Origin of the sequence: Novosphingobium percolationis (assembly GCF_020179425.1) — a bacterium.
GTDB classification, from domain to species: Bacteria; Pseudomonadota; Alphaproteobacteria; order Sphingomonadales; family Sphingomonadaceae; genus Novosphingobium; species Novosphingobium percolationis.
The window spans coordinates 94,686-111,462 of sequence record NZ_JAILYM010000006.1 but is presented as its reverse complement, the minus strand read 5'-3'; the positions used below and the strand labels follow the sequence as shown (position 1 = coordinate 111,462).

Genomic DNA, 16,777 nt, shown 5'->3' with positions numbered 1-16,777 from the left:
ATCAAGAAAGGCGCCCCTTTTTTCGGTTATTCGCCGAAGTTAAGAACTCAGCGACAACGCTTACGGGGCACCTTGGATTTTCAGAATAATGATTCTAATATCCCCGATGCCAAACATCTTGGGGGAATGCTGTGAGAAACATCCTGTGCCGATTTGCCCTGTCTGCGGCTACCATTTCCGCAGTGATCCCCATGGCAAATGCCGAGCAGGTCCCGGTGATCAGGGATCGGCAGCTCCTGGTGAACGGCAAGCCCTACTTGGCGCTGGGCGGGGAGCTCCACAATTCTAGTGCGTCCAGCCCTGAATACATGCGACCGATTTGGGATAAGCTCCAGGCCATGCATGTTCGCACCGTGATAGGAACGGTTAGTTGGGAGGACTGCGAGCCGAGGGAAGGCCAGTTCGATTTCCGGACTGTCGATGCACAGATTGCAGAGGCTCGAAAGCGCGATATGCGCCTGGTTCTCATCTGGTTTGGAGCATTCAAGAACGCAGCTTCGACATATGCGCCAAGCTGGGTGCGGGGCGACACCGGGCGCTTTCCCCGCGCGATCGCACAAGGCACGATGTCGGAGGCCTTCACCTATAAGGGTGCGATGCCGAAGCCTGTGCTGTCCGTGTTCTCACCCGAATTGCTGAACGCCGATCGCACTGCGTTCGTGGCCCTGATGCGACACCTTGCAGCAGTCGACACGGATCACCGTGTGATCATGGTCCAGGTCAACAACGAGACAGGAATGCTGCGCGACAGCCGCGACCGATCGGCCTTGGCCGAGAGCGCCTGGAAGGGGCCGGTGCCGCAGCAGCTTCTCAGATACCTTGCATCACACCGCAGAACCCTCAAGCCAGAACTGGACTCGGTCTGGAGCCGTCAGGGTCGGCGTTCCTCAGGCACTTGGCCCGAGGTGTTCGGAACCGACTGGCAGGCCGAGGAGGTTTTCATGGCCTGGCATTTCGCCAGCTACATGGAAGCGCTCGCGGCGGCGGGCAAACGCGATTTGGCGTTGCCCATGTACGTCAACGGCTGGCTGGGTCCGCAAGACGGCCAGCCGACGGCAGGTCAGTATCCCAGTGGCGGTCCGGCAAAGCGGGTGCTTGATGTCTGGCGCGCTGCTGCTCCATCGCTGGATATGCTCTCGCCCGACATCTACGCACCCAACACAAAGGAAGTACTGGCGGACTACGACCATGCGGGCAATCCGTTGTTCGTCCCCGAAGCGCAGTTCCGGACTGGCGACATCTTCTGGGCGCTCGGCCAGCATCACGCGATGGGTTATTCCGTGTTCGGTATCGAGGATGGACGGATTGATGGGCAGTTGGCACAGGCTTACTTGGCACTGTCCGGCATGGATCAGGTGATAGCCAACGCGCAGGCAGAAGGACGTATCGCGGGCGTTCTGCTGGATGAGGGCAAGCCTGCGGTGATCAATCTTGGCGGCTATACCATCACGGTTCAGGACACGATGGCGCTGCTCAAGCAGATGCTGCTCGATGTGGGTTTGCAGGCGCCTCCGCCGCCCGCGCCATTGCCAAGCGAAACCGAGGGGCCCGCAGTGCGTCCGGTTCCCGGCGACGACCGGGCGTTCGGCCTGATCATCGACGAGGGGAACGATACCTTTGTCATCGTCGGCAAGGGATTTACCGCTGATTTTGCAATCGATTCAAGATTGGCGGAGGTGGACCGCGTCGAAGAAGGCCATTTCGAAGCGCAAGGTTGGAAGTCCGGCCGCATCCTAAATGGCGATGAGCGCCTGAGTGTGATCCCGACTGATCGGATAGGCACGATCCGCATCAAACTCATGCATCGAAGATTGAAGTGACGGCGCGTTGGCATCGGAACGCCAGATTGGCCGGCAGCTTCCATCATTGCCGGTCTGGTTGTCCCATGACCGAAATGGGGCGTTAAGGCAGGCGAGCGGTAGTTCTTGGAGTAAGCAGTCGTTCGCCCCACTGCCTAAATATGCCGTATATTGGTCGCAAATTGCCCCCCAATCCGTCCCCGCCCCCAAGCCCTCAAATCACCCCCGCCTTAATCTGCTCGACCGCGTGGGCGCAGGCGCGGGCGGTCAGGGCCATGTAGGTGAGCGAGGGGTTCTGGCAGGCGGAGGAGCTCATCTGCGCGCCGTCGGTGACGTAGAGGTTGGCGATCTGGTGCGCGCGGCTGTTGCGGTCCAGCACCGAGGTCGCCGGGTCCCAGCCCATGCGCGCGCCGCCCATTTCGTGGATGGCGCTGCCGCCGGGGCCGGGGCGGTCCATGCCCATCAGCACCTTGCCGCCTGCCGCGCTCATCATCTCGGCGGCCTGCGCCTTGGCGTCGGCCAGCGCGGCGTGTTCCTCCGCGCCGTGGGCGAACTGGATTTCGAGCTGCGGCACACCGCGCGGGTCGGTCGCCTTGCCCAGCGTCAGACGGTTGCTGGCGCGCGGCAGGCTTTCGGCGAAGGTGACCAGCACCATGCGCCAGGGGCCGACCTGTTGCAGGCCTTCCTTGAAGGCCGTGCCGGTGCCGGCCATGCGCTTGCCCCGGCTCCAGCCGCTCTGCAACGCGCCGCCCTGATAGGAATAGCCGCGCGTGAAGCCGTTGCCATCCAGCGTTTCGAGGTTGCGGAAGCGCGGGATGACAATGCCGGTGGGGCGGTTGCCGAAGCTGGTGTGCCCGGCAAATTCGGGGAACTCGGCGATGACTGACAGCGTGTTGGCGTGGTCCATGATGTGCGTGCCCAGCACGCCCGAACCGTTGGCAAGGCCGTTCGGCATCGCCTCGCTGGCCGAATTGAGCAGCAGGTGGACCGAGTTGAACGCGCCCGCATTGAGGAACACCAGCCGCGCCGTGGCGGCCTTGCGCGCCCCGGTCTTCGTCTCGATCCAGCGCACGCCCGTCACGCGGCGGGTCTGGGGGTCGTAGTCGACCTTTTCGACCTGCGCGTCGGTCACGACGGTGAGCAGGCCAGTTTTCGTGGCGGCGGGCAGCGTCGAGGACTGGGTGGAGAAATACGCGCCATACGAGCAGCCGCGCGCGCAGATCGAGCGGTACTGGCAGTGCGAGCGGCCTTCGGCTTCCTTGGCCTCAGTCAGGTTTGCCGTGCGGCCGACCGTCAGGCAGCGTTCGGGCCATTGCGCGGCGATCTTTTCGCGCACGGCCTGTTCGACCGCGTTGAGCGCCATCGGCGGCTGGAAGTGGCCATCGGGCAGTTGCGCGAGGCCTTCCTTCGCGCCCGAGACGCCGACGAAATCCTCGACCTTGTCGTACCACGGCGCAAGATCGGCGTAGCGGATCGGCCAGTCGGTGCCGTGGCCGTCGCGCTTGTTCGCGCCGAAATCGTAGTCGGACCAGCGATAGCACTGGCGACCCCACGTAAGCGAGCGACCGCCCAGCTGGTAGGAGCGGAACCACGTGAAATCGGTATCGGCATCCTTCGCGTAAGGGTTGTCGTGATCGTTGACGAAGTGCCCTTCGGTGAATTCGTTGAAGTGCCGGTTCTTGCGCTGCACCGCGTATTCGCGAGCATAGAGCGCCGCATCGCCGAGGCCGCGGAACGGCAGTTCCCACGGAGCCTTGGTCTCGGTGTCGTAATCGACCTGATGCTCGATCTTGCGGCCGCGCTCGATCATCAGGACTTTCAGGCCCGCCTCGGTCAGTTCCTTGGCGGCCCACCCCCCGGTGATGCCCGAGCCGACCACGATCGCGTCAAACTGGTGCTGCATCAGCCGAACTCCACTGCGGTCCAGTCGCTCGACCATGCCCGGTATTCGGGGGTCAGCGGGATATCGTTGTCGAAACGGCCGGGCACCAGTTCGTAGCGCAGCTCCTGCGAGGCGCCGGTCTGGCTGGTGTAGTAGCCGGTGAGGATGAGGCCCTTGACCTTGGCCCACGGGGAGGGATCGGCGGGCGGCGGCCCCGGCGGGAAGGCTGCCGCATCGAGCGCGGCGAGGACTTGCGCGCGCTTGTGCGGCGCGGCGCCGAGGAAGTCGCCGCCGCTGGCCCGGTCGAGCGTGCGTTCGAGCCAGGCAAGGTGATCGAGCGAGCCGTCGGCGCGCAAGGGTTCGTCGGTGGAGTGGGCGAGCGGTGCGCGGCTGTCTTCGAGGCCGTGCGCGAAGGCGAGGATCAGGAAGTCGCCGACGCCCACCTCCCCTGCCCCCGGCGTGCCGGTGCGGGGCAGGACGATCTGGCTGACCTCGCGCGCGAGCAGGCGCTGGCGGGGCGATGGCAAGTCATCGTCGGCGATCTGGCTGAGGCGCACGGCGGCGGCGGGCACGCCCAGCGCGAGCGCAAGCAGCGCCGCGCCCGAAAGAAATTCGCGGCGATCGATATGTCCGGTCATCCATGCTCTCCCGTCGAGCCGAAAAGGGTACGCGGCAGCGCGAGCGCGCACAATGCCGCGCCGCCCAGCACCACGGCGAGCGCGAGCGCGGCGCTGTGCGTGCCTTGGCCTGCAAACCACGCGCCGCCGACGATAGAGGCGCCCAATGCGCCGCCGACCTGCTGCGCGGTCTTGAGCATGCCGCTGGCGATCCCGGCGTGGGCATGGCCGACGCGGGCGAGCGCGATCGGCGTCAGCGGCCCGGCGACCATGCCCATGGCAAGGCCGGTCGGCACCAGCAGCGCGGCGAGCAGCAGCGTGGGCGGAGCACCGGGGACCAGCAGCAGCACGGTCGCGCCGAACAGCGCCATGGCGCTCGCGCCGGTGAAGGGAATCCACTTGCCAAGGCGCGGCAACAACTTGCGCCCGACGAAGGCTATGCCCAGCGACACGCCGAGGCCGAAGGGCGCGAGCAGCAGCGCGGTATCGAGCGGGCTGCGTCCGAGCAGGCGCTGGACCGCCAGCGCAAAGACGAGGACGAAGCCGCTCACCCCCGCGGAAAAGCAGACCGAAGCGGACAGGCCGAGCGTGAACGCCCGATCGTGGAACAGCGTCGGTTCGATCAGGCGGTCCTTGCCCGCGCGACCACGGGCGCGGGCGTGGGCGAGCCCCAGCGCGGCGATCAAGGGCACGGCGGCGAGCAGCGCCATCGTCCAGAGCGGCCAGCCGAGGCCGGGCCCCTGCACCATCGGCACGAGCAGCGCGACGAGGCCCGCGCCGAGCAGCGCGGTGCCCGCAAAGTCGAGCCCTTGCGCGCCGCTGGCGCGGGCGGCGGGGAGGAAGCGCGCGCCTGCGGCAAGGGCGATCAGGCCGATCGGCAGGTTGATCAAAAACACGGCCCGCCAGCCGAGGCCCATCGGGTTGGCCGCGATCAGCAGGCCGCCGACGATCGGCCCGAGCACGGCGGCGATGCCGCCCAGCGTGCCGAACCAGGCGAGCTTGGCGATGCGTTCGGTGGGCGAGAACAGCACCTGCACCACCGCCATGACCTGCGGCCCCATCAGCGCGGCGGCGCAGCCTTGCGCCACGCGCCAGCCGACGAGCTGGTCCGCGCTCTGCGACAGGCCGCAGCCCAGCGAGGCAAGCGTGAAGGTAGCAACGCCCGTCAGGAACAGGCGGCGATAGCCGAACAGGTCTCCCAGCCGTCCACCGGCGACGAGAAAGACCGAGAAGCTCAGGAAATAGCCCGCCACCATCCACTGCGCCGCGGCGTTCGAGGCGGCCAGTTCATGCTGGATCGCGGGCAGCGCGGTGTTGACGATGGTGGAATCGGCGATGTCGAGCACGAAGGCGAGCATGACCGTCAGGAGGGCGAGATTTCGCCGGGTTTCGGCCTGCGGGGACATCGACATGAAGGCTTTCGAAAAAGACGGCGCCGATCCTCGATGGGACCGGCGCCGATTCAGGAGAGATTTGCGATCAGATCTTCCAGCCGAAGCGCACGCCCCAGGTGCGCGGGGGCTGGAACTGGTAGGTGTTCAGGCCCGACACGAAATTGCGCTGCGCGTTGGCGAGCACGACCTCGTCGGTGAAGTTGCGCACGAACGCGGTCACCGACCACTGACCGCTTTCCGGCTCGTAGGTCAGCGAGGCGTTACCCGTGGCATACGCACGGCTCTGCGTGTCGCTGGTGTTGAACACCGAGTAGTAGAACATCGAGCTGTACTTGCCGTCGATGCGTGGCGTCAGCTTGCCGCTGCCCACCGGGAAGGCATATTCGATGCCGCCCGCGATCGACAGGCTCGGCGCGTTGGGCAGGCGGTTGCCGGTGATGTCGAACGGGTTGGGCGGGTTGGCGCCATCCACCACCACGATGTCATTGCCGTTGTCGTCCTTGCCGAACTTGGTGTGCAGGTACGAAGCGTTCAGGTCGATGCGGCCACCTTCACCGAACAGGGCGATGGTCTGGATTTCCGCGCCATAGATCTTGGCGCTGCCGACGTTGAAGATGCCCGAAGAGCAGGTCGGGCACGCGGTCTGCGACGCCTGATAGCCCTTGTAGTTGAAGTAGAACGCAGCCGCATTCACCTGCAGGCGGTTGCCGAGGAAGCGGTTCTTGCTGCCAATCTCGAACGAATCCAGCTTTTCAGGGGCATAGTCCACCGAAGCGCCGCTGCCGTTAGAATTGAAGCCCCCCGCCTTGTAGCCGCGATCGTACTTGGCATAGAGCAGCGTATTGGTCGACGGCGTGTAGTCGATGCCGGCGTGCCAGGTGGCCTCGCCGTGCTTCATTTCGCCCTTGCCGTCGGTGGTCAGCGGGAACGGCGGGCAGGTTCCTTCGGCCGGGAAGCCGATGCCGCACAGCGGGAACGCCAGCGCGGGAAGCAGCAGCACCGCATTGCCGGTGCGCTCCTTCTTGTCCCAGGTGTAGCGGCCACCCAGCGTCAGCTTGACCTGGTCGGTCAACTTGTAGGCAAGCTGCCCGAACACCGCATCCGACCGCGTCTTGATCTTGTAGTCGAACTTGATGCCGTACTGGTTCGAGAAATCGTAGTCGGCAAACGGACCATCCGGACCGAACGGTGGCGTCATCGCGACGTTGAACAGGCCGGAATCAACCGTGTTGTCTTCCTGGAAGTGGAAGTAACCGGCCTGGAAGAACAGCGCGCTGTTGGCGTCGTTGTTGATGCGGACTTCGTGGTTCCAGGTGCGCGGGTCTTCACCCTGGCGGAACTGGCGGATCGCCGGATAGACCGGACCCGTCGCGTCAAGCTGATGGCGCCAGGTCTGGTGGTCGTAACCACCAGCGTAGGTCAGCGTCAGATCGCCCGGCAGACTGTCGTAGCTCGCTTCCCAACGCACGCGGTCGCCCTTGAGGCGGTTGAACGTGGTAGTGGTGTTCGGGAAGGACTTGCCGTCGCCGAAATCGGGGCGCGTGCGCAACGCCGAAGTCATCGCCACGTCGCCCACCGCGTGGACGTCGTCGTGCTGGTACGACGCCCAGAGCTTCAGCCCGTCGACGGGCTGCGCAGCGACCTGGATGCGGCCCGAGGTGGTGTTGTCGTCATCACCGCGATCGTTGATGCCGGTCAGCTTGCGATAGCCGTCGTGCTGGCGGTGCGTGCCCGAAATGCGGAACTGCAGGCGATCGTTGACAGGCACGTTCGCGCCCGCTTCGACGTTCAGCGCCTGATAGTTGCCGACTTCGATCGAACCGAACGTCCCCGCTTCCTTGCCCGGGCGGTTGGTGATGATCGACACGAGGCCGCCGGTCGAGTTGCGACCGTTGAGGGTGCCTTGCGGCCCCTTCAGCACTTCGACGCGCGCCAGATCGTACATCGAGGTGCCGATGGAGAACGAGCGGTTGGTGTAGAAGCCGTCGCGCGCGATCGGCACCGAGGGATCGCCCACTTCGGTCACGTCGGTCGAGGCGACGCCACGCACCGCGACGTAAGCGGCGCCAGTGCTGCTGGTGACGTTGACGCTGGGGTCGATCGCCGAGAGCGCCTGCACGGTGGCGATGCCCTTTTCGGCAAGGTCCGCGCCGGTGTAGACGGTAAGCGCCACGGCGGTCTTCTGCGCCGAGGTTTCGGCGCGGGTCGCGGTGACGATGATTTCCTTCAGGCCATCCTCGGACGCGGAATTCGCGTCCTGCGCCGCGCCTTGCGCCATTGCGGCGTGCGGCAGGGCGTACATGCTGGCGCCGATCATCAGCGCCGCTGCAAAGCTGCGGTTCATTGCATTCCTCCCCGAGTACGAGCGCCGAATCACTTGCCGGCGCTTCTAAAATCAAAATGCTGGTTCTAATTATGGCGAGCGCGATTCCGCGTCAAGCCGGACTCGATTTTGCGCAGCATAAGGTTTGGTGCAGGGCCATAAACGCACGCGAAACCGCGCTTGACAGCGCCCGGAAGCGGGACGATAGCACAAACCAGAATTGTCGTTCCAATTTGATCGACGTCAATGCGATTCCCGGGAGAGATCAATGTCCGCCAGCACAACAGGCGACCGTCGGCCAGGGCCGGTGCAAGGTTTGATCGTGGTCGTGGCGGGGTTCCTGCCGATCATCGCGATCGTTTCGATGTTCCCGGCGGTGCCCGCGATCATCGCCCATTTCCACGATGATCCCGCCGCCATGGTCAAGGTGCCGGCGATGGTTTCGGCCCCCGGGCTGACGATTGCGCTGCTGGCGATGTTCGCCGGGCTGCTGGTGGACAAGTACGGCCGCCGCAAGCTGCTGCTGGCCTCGACGCTGACCTACGGCTTCTTCGGCGCGGCGCCGTTCTTTCTCGACAACCTCGATGCGATCTATGCCTCGCGCCTGCTGCTGGGGGTGTCGGAAGCGGCGATTCTGACCACGCTCAACACGCTGATCGGCGACTATTGGGACGAGGCCGGGCGCCACCGCTGGCTGTCGATCCAGGGCATCGCCGGGCCGTTCCTGGGCAGCGCGGTGATCTTCGCTTCCGGCTACCTGACGGCGATGCGCTGGAACGCGATCTTCCTGATCTACGCCGTGGGATTTCCCATCTTCATCGCCATGTGGCTGTTCCTGTTCGAACCGCAGAGCGATGCCAACGTACGCAAGATGCTCGGCATCGGCGAGGAAACGAAGACACCCTTCCCGTGGAAGAACGTCCTGGGCTATGCCGCGATCACGCTGTTCGGTGCCTCGCTCTACTACGTGTTCATCATCAATGGCGGGATCGTCTGGCAGGAGCTGGGCGTGCAGGATTCGGGCGAGATCGGTCGCCTGACCACCCTGCCCAGCCTGTTCGTGATCGTCGGCGCGGTGGTGTTCTGGGCCACCGGCAAGCTCGGCTCGCGCTTCCAGCTGACCGTGTTCCTCGCGCTGATCGGCACTGGCCTGACGCTGATCGGCTTTGCCCACGACTGGCGCTGGATGGTCGCGGCCATGGCGATCCAGCAGACCGGGGCGGGCATGGCCGTGCCGACGCTGATCGCGCTCGCCCAATCCAAGCTGCCGTTCGAACACCGCGGACGCGGCATGGGCGTGTGGACCGCGTGCTTCTTCTTCGGCCAGTTCTCCTCGCCGCTGCTGGTCAGCCTGATCCGTCAGGCCACCGGCACGATGCAGGGTGCCTTTCTCGTCGCCGGGCTGCTCGGCCTCGTCGTCGCGGCCTTCGCCTTCTTCCTTTTCGCGCCGCGCCCCTCGGACGCGGCCACCCTTCAAGCCGGAGCCTGAGCTTCAACCATGACATCCAAGATCAAGCGGGGCGTCAGCCTCTACAGCTTCCAGGAAGAGCTGTTCCTCTGCCAGATGAACGTGGAGGACTGCGTGTCCTTCGCCACGTCCATCGGCGCCAACGGCATCGAGATCCTGCCCGAACAGAACATGCCCACCTTCCCCCACCTGTCGGATGCGCAGGTCGAGGAATGGAAGGCGATGTTGGCCCGCCACGGCGCGCACTTCACCGCCTATGACATGTTCCTCGACACCAAGGTCCGCAAGGACCGGCCGATGACCGACGACGAACAGGTCGAAAGCATCCGCCGCGATCTGGTGCTGTGCAACCGGCTCGGCATCAGGAACATGCGCGTGCTGGTGTTCGTCCGGCCCGACATCCTCGGCCGCTGCGTGCCTTATGCCGAAGAGCTGGACGTACACATGGGCGTGGAAGTCCATGCGCCGTGGCATCTCGAACACGCGTGGATCCTGCGCACGATCGACGAAGCGGATCGGTTGGGCACGAAGCACCTCGGCATCCTGCCCGACATGGGCATCTTCATGAAGCACTACCCGCCCGCGTTCCGCGCCCGCTTCGAGCGGCAGGGCGCACGGCCCGAGATCGCGCAGTTCATCGTCGACAGCCACGAGGCCAAGATCATGTCCGAGTACACGATCTACGAAGTCGCGGTGAAGATGGGCGGCAACAAGGCCGAGGTCGCCATGGCTGAGACCCTGCGCCACGCGCCTTATGCCAACCCCAGGCGGATCGGCGACTACGCCCCCTATTTCCGCCACATCCAGGCCAAGTTCTATGAAATGAACGCGGACTGCACCGATCCGTCGATCGCTTATGACGAAGTGATCCCCGAACTGGTCAAGTGCGGCTGGGAAGGCACGCTTTCGAGCGAATACGAAGGCAACCGCTGGATTCAGGACGTGATGGAGGTGGACAGCCGCGAGCAGGTCCGCCGCCAGCACGTGATGTTCGAGCGCCTGATCGCGCAAGCCGAAGCCCGCTTCGGCGCGGCGTCTGCGGCATGAAGCCGGCGCTAGGCCTCTTGCTGGCGGGTTGCGCGCTGGGGCTTGCCGCCCCGGCCGTAGCGCAATCCGGAATGCCCGAGATCGCGCGTGATACGGTGGCGGCCCCTGCCCAGCCCGGCGCCGTCGCGCTGCCGACGGCAACGCCGGGACCGGATCGCGAGATCTGGCACACCGATGCGGGGCAACTCGCCGTGCGCAACGTCACGCGGCCCACGCTGACGCCCTTCCTTCCGGTAGGGCGCGGGACCGGCGCGGCAGTGATCGTCGCGCCGGGCGGCGGGTTCCTCGGCCTCGCCATCGAGAAGGAAGGCTGGAACGTCGCGCGCTGGTTCGCCAACCACGGTGTTGCAGCATTCGTGCTGAAGTATCGCGTCCTGCCGACTCCGGCCTCGCAGCCTGAGTTCGCGGACAAGTTGACGGCGGCGATCCGGGGCGAGAAGGTCGGCTTTGGCCCGCCCGAGGATACCCCGCCCGAAGCGTTGGCCGATGGGCTGGCCGCGCTGCGCCACGTGCGCGCCCATGCGAGCGAATACGGTATCGACCCCGCGCGGATCGGCTTCATGGGCTTTTCCGCAGGCGGGTTCCTGACCCGCAGCGTGGTGGAACACGCCGGGGCCGACATGCCGGTCTTCGTCGCGCCGATCTATCCCAACATGCGACCGATGGTGGTGCCCGATAATGCGCCGCCGATGTTCGTGGCGATTGCCGCCGACGATTTCCTAATCGGCATGGCGGGCGGCCAGACCGCGCTCATCGACAGCTATCGCGAGGCGGGCAAGCCGATCGAATTCCACCTGTTCGACCACGGCGGCCACGGCTTCGGCCTTGGCAACGCCGCTGACACCACCTCCCACTGGCCCGACCTGATGCTCGAATGGCTCAAGGTTCGCGGCGTGATCAAGGACAAGAACTGATGTTCGACAAGTACATCATCGACCCCGCCACCCTGCGCAACACCGGCCCCGCCGACGCGCCCACCGGCTTCGCCTTCGAATCCAAGCTCGGCTATTATCGCGGGCTGGGCCTGTCGATGATCGAGGAGTTGAACGTCTCGATCGATGGCGAGGCGCTCCCGCGCGAGGCCGTGCGTTTCGACGAAGGTCAGGGGCCGATCTCGCTCGACGAGATGGAAAGCGCCTATGACCGGCGCTGGCCGTTCGGCACGCCCGCGACGATCATCGTGGCGCGCGACGGCGGCTTCCCCAAGGGTGAACACACGCTCGGCCTCGTCCAGAAGCTGCGCGTTTCCTACCTGCCCTTCCCGTCGTTCAACACCGACGAGAAGCAGGTGACATTCGCATAAGTCAGCGCGACGGCGATAGCAGGAAGGCGGCAATCATGCGGGAGATATCCTCCTTGAGCACGACCCAGTCGCCTTCCCACGCCGCCTCGATCGCGGAGCCGAAGCCGAGATGGCGCGCAAACGGGGCATAGAGGATGCGGAAGGCGGAGTCCGTGGCGCGCACGGGGTCTTCCTGCCGGATCTCATCGCGGTGGGCGAGGATCGCGGTGCAGAAGGCATCAGCGGATTCGGCATAGAACTGCTTGCCGGTCTGCGCGATCACCGGGTCGGAACTCGCGCGCAGCATCAGCGGACGCATCAGCGCGGCATGCTTGCGCAAGGTCTCGGCCACGGCATCCACCAGCAACCGGACCAGTTCGGGCAGCCCCTGGGCATTTTCGCGCGCGGCCGCGATTTGAGCCAGCATCTCCTCGTTCACACGCTCCAGCACGCGGAATTGCACGGCGTGGATCAGCGAATCCTTGCTGTCGAAGCGGCAGTAGATCGAACCGATCGAGACCTTGCCCGTCTTGCTCACTTCGTTGAGCGTGAACTCGTCCGAGCCGCGGCTGGCGAGCAATTCCTCCGCCGCCGCCAGCATGCGTTCGTAACTCGCCTTGCTGCGGCCCTGCTGTGGTGCGCGAACGGTCGTGGCGAGGCCGCGATCCGCTGTCTTGGCATCCTTGGTCATGCGAAATCCTTTGCCGGTGCGACACCGCTGCGTCAACATCGCCCATTTAGCGATGGACAAATCAGAATAGTCGTTCTAATTCCGTTTGTGACGGCCACCCGCAGGAGCATGTTTCATGCCGCCGGGCAAGGCCCTTCCAAGACACCCGTGGGGAGGAATCGATGCGCTTTTCCGTGTTCCTGAACGCTCGTTCGATGAGCCCGGCCGAAGATGGCCGCCTGATCACCGATCTCGTCGATCACGCCACGCTCGCCGCGCAGAGCGGCTTCGAAGCGGTGTTCCTGCCCGACCACCACTTCAACGGTTACATGCCGGTGGCCAGCGACAGCTTCATCCTGGCCGGCTACCTCGCCGCGCGCCTGCCCGACATGCACTTCGGCTTTTCGGTGGTGTCGGTGCCGCTGCACCACCCCGTGCGCTTCACCGAGCGGGTCAACGTGCTGGACCACCTGACGCGCGGCAAGCTGCTGGTCGGCGTCGGCTCGGGCACCACGCCGGAAGAAATGATCGGCTTCAACGTCGATTACCGTGACGCTGGCCCCCTCGCCGACAAGAACCTCGCCATTGCCGAGGACCTGTGGGCCAAGCGCATGGACGATCCCGCCGTGGTAATCGACAACGGGCCGTACCAGGGCCGCGTGCTGCAGCGCATCACCCCTGCCCCCTATGGCGAGAACCACGCGCGCCTGATGCCGGTGGCGATGAAGGAAGCCAGCGCGCGGCGCGCCGCCGTCAACGGCTGGCCCGCGTTCATCCCGGCCTTCACCCCGCCCAAGATCGGCGGCACCGAGCCCTTCACCCACGTCAAGAAGTACTTCGATATCTACAAGGGCATGCTACTCGAAGCCGGGCACAGCGATACGGTGGTCAAGGACGCGCTGTCGTGGACCACGCACACCTATCAGGCGGTCCATGTCGCCGAAACCGACGAACAGGCGCGCGAGGAACTGGAAGTGATCCTCAAGTCCTATCAGGCCGCCGTCGAGCGCGAAGCCGAATTCAACGCCCGCGCCGAAAGCAACGAGGCCAACACCAAGACCGACCGCACGCCCAATGCGCTGACCGAGGACTGGATCGGCACCTGGTGCCTCTATGGCTCGCCCGAAACGGTGATCGAACACCTGCGGCCCTATGCGGAACTCGGCATCGGCAACGTGCTGTGCGGCACCACCACCGGCCCGCTGACCGACGAACGCCTGCGCCTTGGCGACCAGACCCTGCGCCTGATGGGCGAAAAGGTGATCCCGGCGCTGAAGGGCCTGTGATGAAGGTCGTCGGTATCGGCGGCACCCTGCGCGAAGGCTCCAGCACCGAACGCCTCGTCGGCGCGGTGCTGGAAGCGTGCGCGCGGGCGGGTGCGCAGACGGAGTTGTTCGGCGGATCGACGCTGGCGGCGCTGCCCCACTTCGACCCGCAAGGCGCGCAACGCACGCCGGAGGAAACCCGGCTGGTCGAAGCCGTGCGCACCTGCGACGCGCTGGTGATCGGCTCGCCCGGCTACCACGGCGGGGTTTCCGGCCTCGTCAAGAACGCGATCGACCTGCTGGAAGATCTGCGACAGGACGCACGGTCCTATTTCCACGGTCGTCCGGTCGGCCTCATCGTCAGCGCGGCGGGCTGGCAGGCAACGGGCGTGACGCTCGCTGCGCTGCGCGGCATCGTCCACGCCATGCGCGGCTGGCCGACGCCGCTGGGCATCGCGGTCAATACGGTGGTGCAGCGCCCGTTCGGCGCAGACGGCGCGCTGGCTGACAGTGACATCGCAGGCGCGATCGAAGCGCAGGCCGCGCAGATCATGGCTTTCGGCAAGGTGACGGCATGACCCTTTCGCTTGAAGAACAGGCGCGGCTGACCGCCGGCGCGACGATGTGGACCACCGGCGCGGTGGCCGAACTGGGCCTGCGTGAAGTCGCCATGGCCGACGGCCCGATGGGCGTTGCCAGCGGCAAGATCGACGAACGCGAGGTCTCGATCCTCACCCCTGCACCGGTATCGCTGGGCGCGAGCTGGGATCTGGACCTGCTGGCCCGTGTCGGCGCGCTGGTGGGCAACGACGCCATCGCGCGCGGGGTCGATGCACTGCTGGCCCCCAACGTCAATCTGGCGCGCAGCCCCAATGCGGGGCGTGCGTTCGAATACTATTCGGAAGACCCGCTGCTGGCGGGGCTGTGCGGCGCGGCGTGGGTTCGGGGCATCCAGTCCACGGGGACGGGCGCGGTGGCCAAGCACTTCGTGTGCAACGACAGCGAGACCGAGCGCGACACCATGAACGCGGTGATCGACGACGAAACGCTGCGGCAGGTCTACCTGCTGCCGTTCGAACTGGCGTGCGAAGCGGGCTGCGCCGGGATCATGACCGCCTACAACCGCGTCAACGGCGACTGGTGCGCCGAGGCCGCACACGCGCTGTCGATCGTGCGCGACGAATGGCAGTACGATGGCGTGCTGATGAGCGACTTCTTCGCCACGCACTCCACCGCAGCCACGCTGAATGCCGGGCTGGACCTTGAAATGCCCGGCCCCGCGCGCTTCCTCGGCGCCAAGGCGGCGGACGCCGTGGCGGCAGGCGAGGTTTCCGCCGAGCGCGTCGCCGACGCGGCCGAGCGAGTGATGCGCTTTGCCAGGCGCTTCGGCGGCGACAAGACGCCTGCCGATCTCGATGCGAACACCTTGCTTACCGAAGCGGCGGTGGCAGGCATGGTTCTGCTGCGCAACGACGGGCTGCTGCCGTTGGCCGCGGACCTGCCGACCATCGCCGTGATCGGCCCCAATGCCACCGCACCCTGCTATCAGGGCGGCACCTTCGCGCGCATCGCGGTGACGCCCGATGCGCCCACGCCCTTGGCGGCAATCGAGGCCGAGTTCGCCGCGCGCGCGCGCATCGTCCACGAACCCGGCGTCGATCCGCAGCCGCGTCTGCCCGCGATGCCGGTCGTGCCCGCGCTCGATCTGGGCGACGGTTGCACCGAGGGGATGACGGTCGAATACTTCACAGGGCACGACCTTTCCGCCGCGCCGCTGACCCGCGAGACCCGCGCCACCAATTCGCTGGTGTGGTTCCACGGCGTGCACGAACAGACCCGCTTCAACGAAGCGGGAGCCGTGCGCGCGCGGGGCTGGTACACCGCGCCTGCCAGTGGCCTGCACCGCTTCTATGTCGGGGCGACCGGCCCGGTCTCGCTCTGGGTCGATGGCGTGGACGTCGTGGCCCGCGCGGAGCAGCCTGCCGCATCGGACATCATGGGCGTGCTGAAGGCGGGCGATGCCGCGCACGCCGATGTCGCGCTGGAAGCCGGCCAGCGCGTGGCCGTGGAGGTGCAGTTCCGCTTCGCCCCTGCACGCGCGCAGGGCCTGTGGTACGGCGTCCGCGCGCCCGATACGCCCGACGCCATGCTGGCCCGCGCGGTCGAAGCCGCCCGCGCCGCCGATGCCGTGGTGCTGATGCTCGGCGAAACCGCCGACGCCAGCGTCGAGAGCAAGGACCGCGCCGACACGCGGCTGGATGCGGGGCAGTTGCGCCTTGCCGAGGCCGTGATGGCCGCCAACCCGCGCACCGCGATCGTGGTCAACGTGGGCCATGCCTTCGACGCCAACTTCGCCGAAGGCGCGGCGGCGCTGCTGGTGGCGTGGTATCCGGGGCAGGCCTTTGGCACCGCGCTGGCCGACGTGCTGGCGGGCAAGCGCGAGCCCGGCGGTCGTCTGCCGGTAACGCTCGCGCGCGACGAGGCGGACTACCCAGCGTTTTCGCTCAAGCCCGCCGCCAACGGCGATCTGGCCTATGGCGAAGGGCTGCTCACCGGCTATCGCGGCCTGCGCGCAAAGGGCATCGCGGCGCTGTACCCCTTCGGCGCGGGGCAAGGCTACACCAGCTTCGCGCTGGGCGAGCCGCGCGTAGATGGCGGCGCGATCCGCCTGACGGTGACCAACACCGGCAACCGGACCGGCAGCGAGGTGGTGCAAGCCTACCTTGCCGCCAGCCCCTTCGCGCTGGTCGCCCACGCCCGCGTCACGCTCGCCCCGGGCGAAAGCGCCGAGGTCATGCTGCGGCCCGACTCGCGCGTACTGCGCAGCATGGCAGGTATGGCGAGCGTTACGATCCGCGTCGGGCGGTCCGCCGAAGACGTCCCGCTTTCGGTCGAATTCCGCCTCGGTTGATCCGTTTCCGGACAGGCCGTCGCGAATAGACATCGCGATGGCCCGTTCCGGATGTTTTTCGACAAGACCTGCACGGAATAATAACCGAGACCTGTCGTTGTGCCTGCATCCAAGGGGAG

At 66.2% G+C, this 16,777-nt stretch carries 13 protein-coding genes; 8 read left to right on the top strand and 5 right to left on the bottom strand.

The annotated features are described in order from the left end of the window. Nucleotides 1-191 precede the first annotated feature (191 nt). Nucleotides 192-1,820 (top strand): GH35 family beta-galactosidase, encoded by a 1,629-nt coding sequence (locus K3A84_RS15590; RefSeq protein WP_225010277.1) that lies wholly within the window; start codon nt 192-194, stop codon nt 1,818-1,820. 193 nt (nt 1,821-2,013) lie between these two features. On the opposite strand, the gene K3A84_RS15585 is transcribed toward K3A84_RS15590, so the two are convergent. The 4 genes from K3A84_RS15585 to K3A84_RS15570 form a co-directional block, all read right to left on the bottom strand. Then, a complete protein-coding gene (locus tag K3A84_RS15585) occupies nt 2,014-3,702 on the bottom strand; it encodes a GMC oxidoreductase (RefSeq protein ID WP_225010276.1) in 1,689 nt (562 codons plus the stop codon). Continuing rightward, nucleotides 3,702-4,319: a gluconate 2-dehydrogenase subunit 3 family protein gene (locus K3A84_RS15580; RefSeq protein ID WP_225010275.1), complete on the bottom strand. Its 618-nt coding sequence runs from the start codon at nt 4,317-4,319 to the stop codon at nt 3,702-3,704. The genes K3A84_RS15585 and K3A84_RS15580 overlap by 1 nt, the downstream gene beginning before the upstream one ends. Next, on the bottom strand, nt 4,316-5,710 hold the full coding sequence (locus K3A84_RS15575; protein WP_225010274.1) for an MFS transporter: 1,395 nt from the start codon (nt 5,708-5,710) through the stop codon (nt 4,316-4,318). The genes K3A84_RS15580 and K3A84_RS15575 overlap by 4 nt, the downstream gene beginning before the upstream one ends. A 67-nt stretch (nt 5,711-5,777) precedes the next feature. After that, nucleotides 5,778-8,036, bottom strand: a complete 2,259-nt coding sequence (locus K3A84_RS15570; protein WP_225010273.1) for a TonB-dependent receptor — start codon at nt 8,034-8,036, stop codon at nt 5,778-5,780. Between the two features lie 247 nt (nt 8,037-8,283). Between K3A84_RS15570 and K3A84_RS15565 the strand changes: the two genes are divergently transcribed. The 4 genes from K3A84_RS15565 to K3A84_RS15550 are packed head-to-tail and all read left to right on the top strand — an operon-like array spanning nt 8,284 to nt 11,833. Beyond that, nucleotides 8,284-9,504, top strand: coding sequence for an MFS transporter (locus K3A84_RS15565; RefSeq protein ID WP_225010272.1), 1,221 nt, complete (start codon nt 8,284-8,286; stop codon nt 9,502-9,504). Between the two features lie 9 nt (nt 9,505-9,513). Then, the gene (locus K3A84_RS15560; protein ID WP_225010271.1) at nt 9,514-10,530 is read left to right on the top strand and encodes a sugar phosphate isomerase/epimerase family protein; all 1,017 of its coding nucleotides are present in this window, start codon (nt 9,514-9,516) and stop codon (nt 10,528-10,530) included. Then, nucleotides 10,527-11,444, top strand: coding sequence for an alpha/beta hydrolase (locus K3A84_RS15555; RefSeq protein ID WP_225010270.1), 918 nt, complete (start codon nt 10,527-10,529; stop codon nt 11,442-11,444). Before K3A84_RS15560 ends, K3A84_RS15555 begins: the two co-directional genes overlap by 4 nt. Beyond that, the gene (locus tag K3A84_RS15550) at nt 11,444-11,833 is read left to right on the top strand and encodes a C-glycoside deglycosidase beta subunit domain-containing protein (protein WP_225010269.1); all 390 of its coding nucleotides are present in this window, start codon (nt 11,444-11,446) and stop codon (nt 11,831-11,833) included. The genes K3A84_RS15555 and K3A84_RS15550 overlap by 1 nt, the downstream gene beginning before the upstream one ends. Nucleotide 11,834: 1 nt before the next feature. Here the strand turns inward: K3A84_RS15550 and K3A84_RS15545 are convergent, their stop codons facing one another. Further along, complete coding sequence (locus K3A84_RS15545) at nt 11,835-12,503, bottom strand: TetR/AcrR family transcriptional regulator (RefSeq protein ID WP_225010268.1); 669 nt, start codon at nt 12,501-12,503, stop codon at nt 11,835-11,837. A gap of 161 nt (nt 12,504-12,664) precedes the next feature. Here K3A84_RS15545 and K3A84_RS15540 point away from each other — a divergent pair, with 161 nt between their 5' ends. From K3A84_RS15540 to K3A84_RS15530, 3 genes are read left to right on the top strand one after another with little or no spacing between them, the layout of a single operon-like run. Further along, nucleotides 12,665-13,768 carry an LLM class flavin-dependent oxidoreductase gene (locus K3A84_RS15540; RefSeq protein ID WP_225010267.1) on the top strand — a complete coding sequence of 368 codons (1,104 nt, stop codon included), beginning with the start codon at nt 12,665-12,667 and terminating at the stop codon, nt 13,766-13,768. After that, nucleotides 13,768-14,325 (top strand): NADPH-dependent FMN reductase, encoded by a 558-nt coding sequence (locus K3A84_RS15535; RefSeq protein WP_225010266.1) that lies wholly within the window; start codon nt 13,768-13,770, stop codon nt 14,323-14,325. The genes K3A84_RS15540 and K3A84_RS15535 overlap by 1 nt, the downstream gene beginning before the upstream one ends. Then, nucleotides 14,322-16,658, top strand: a complete 2,337-nt coding sequence (locus K3A84_RS15530; RefSeq protein ID WP_225010265.1) for a glycoside hydrolase family 3 C-terminal domain-containing protein — start codon at nt 14,322-14,324, stop codon at nt 16,656-16,658. The genes K3A84_RS15535 and K3A84_RS15530 overlap by 4 nt, the downstream gene beginning before the upstream one ends. Nucleotides 16,659-16,777: the final 119 nt, after the last annotated feature.